2 protein-coding genes are annotated in these 1608 nt (G+C 72.5%); both read left to right on the top strand.

Annotation, left to right across the window (positions count from 1 at the left end; all coding sequences use genetic code 11):
• A partial coding sequence (locus tag ROTAS13_RS24290; protein ID WP_075823647.1) for an amidohydrolase occupies positions 1 to 1192 on the top strand: 1192 nt, incomplete at its 5' end.
• A gap of 120 nt (positions 1193 to 1312) precedes the next feature.
• Positions 1313 to 1594, top strand: coding sequence for a PGPGW domain-containing protein (locus tag ROTAS13_RS24295; RefSeq protein ID WP_019461846.1), 282 nt, complete (start codon positions 1313 to 1315; stop codon positions 1592 to 1594).
• The last annotated feature ends 14 nt before the right edge of the window (positions 1595 to 1608 follow it).

The raw sequence follows: 1608 nt of genomic DNA on the forward strand, positions 1-1608 counted from the left end.
GGGCGAGTACGACGCGCTGCCCGGGCTGAGCCAGGAGGCCGGCCTGGCCGAGCCGCGCCCGGTCGAGGGCCAGGAAGGCAAGGGCCATGGCTGCGGCCACAACCTGCTGGGCGCCGCCTCGCTCCTCGCCGCCACGGCGGTGAAGGACTGGCTGGCGGAGAACGGCATCAGGGGCCGCGTGCGCTACTACGGCTGCCCGGCCGAGGAAGGCGGTTCCGCCAAGGGCTTCATGGTGCGCGAGGGCGCCTTCGACGACGTGGACATCGCCATCTGCTGGCACCCGGCGCCGTTTTCCGGGGTGACCAAGCCGGTCTCGCTGGCCTGCATGGAGATGGACTTCACCTTCACCGGCCGCTCCTCCCACGCCGCCGCCGCGCCGGAACTCGGCCGCTCGGCGCTCGACGCGGTGGAGCTGATGAATGTCGGCGTGAACTACATGCGCGAGCACATGCCGGACGGCGCGCGCGTGCACTACGCGCTCCAGGACGCCGGCGGCATCGCGCCGAACGTGGTGCAGGGCAGGGCGCGCGTGCGCTACCTCGTGCGCGGCAAGACCTTGCCGGAGATGCAGGCCCTGGTCGCCCGCGTGAAGAAGATCGCCGAGGGCGCCGCGCTGATGACCGAGACCACGGTCTCGCACCAGGTGCTGAGCGCCGACGCGAACCTCGTCGGCAACACGCCGCTGGAACAGGCGATGAACGCCAATTACGAGCGCCTCGGCCCGCCGCGCTTCGACGAGGCGGACAAGGCCTTCGCGCGCGAGATCCAGAAGACCCTGACCGCGGAGGAGATCGACGCCACCTACCGCCGCGCCGGCATTCCGCCGATCCCCGGCGAGGCGCTGTGCGAGCGCATCGTGCCGCTCGATGCGCCGGAGCCCAAGAGCTTCGGCTCCACCGATGTGGGCACGGTGAGCTGGGTGGTGCCGACGGTGCAGGCACGCGGCGCCACCTATGCCGTGGGCACGCCGGGGCATTCCTGGCAGCTCACCGCCCAGGGCAAGACCCCGGCGGCGCATAAGGGCCTGGAGCATGTGGCCAAGGTCATGGCCGGCACCGCCCTGGATGCGCTGCGCGACCCCGGGCTGATCGAGAAGGCCAAGGCCGACCACCGGGCCCGGCTGGCGGAAACACCCTTCGTCAACCCGATCCCCGACGACGTGCAGCCGCCGCTGTCCATGGCCGGCCACTGAGCCGCCCTTTGGCGGCGGGGCAGTGCCCCGCCGCCATTGCAGGATGGCGCTTCGGCACCAACTGGGCTGCCTCGGAGCGCCCGGAAGGCGGGTGGCCCCGTGCGGATCAGGAGGCGAGACATGGTGGTTCTGCGGCCGAGCGCGGCGCGCAAGGCGACGGGATGGAGCCTTCTCGGCCTGGGCGTCCTGGGCTGCGTCCTGCCTTTCCTGCAGGGCTTCCTGTTCCTGGCGCTGGGCCTCTTCGTGCTGCGCGACCAGCACGGCTGGGCGGCGCGGGGCTGGGACAGGCTGGCCGGGCGCTGGCCCGGTGCCGTGGGAAAGGTGGAGGAGCTGGAAGGGCGGATGAGCCGGCGCCTCGCAGGCTGGAAGCAGCGGGCCGGACGCCTGCTGGGGCGCGGCTGATGCGGGTCCAGGCC

This window comes from Roseomonas sp. TAS13, from assembly GCF_001950415.1.
GTDB lineage: Bacteria > Pseudomonadota > Alphaproteobacteria > Acetobacterales > Acetobacteraceae > Roseomonas > Roseomonas mucosa.

Bases quoted from the DNA above. Each gene is read 5' to 3' on its own strand.
- ROTAS13_RS24295 (WP_019461846.1), top strand. From the start codon at position 1,313: ATGGTGGTTCTGCGGCCGAGCGCGGCGCGCAAGGCGACGGGATGGAGC.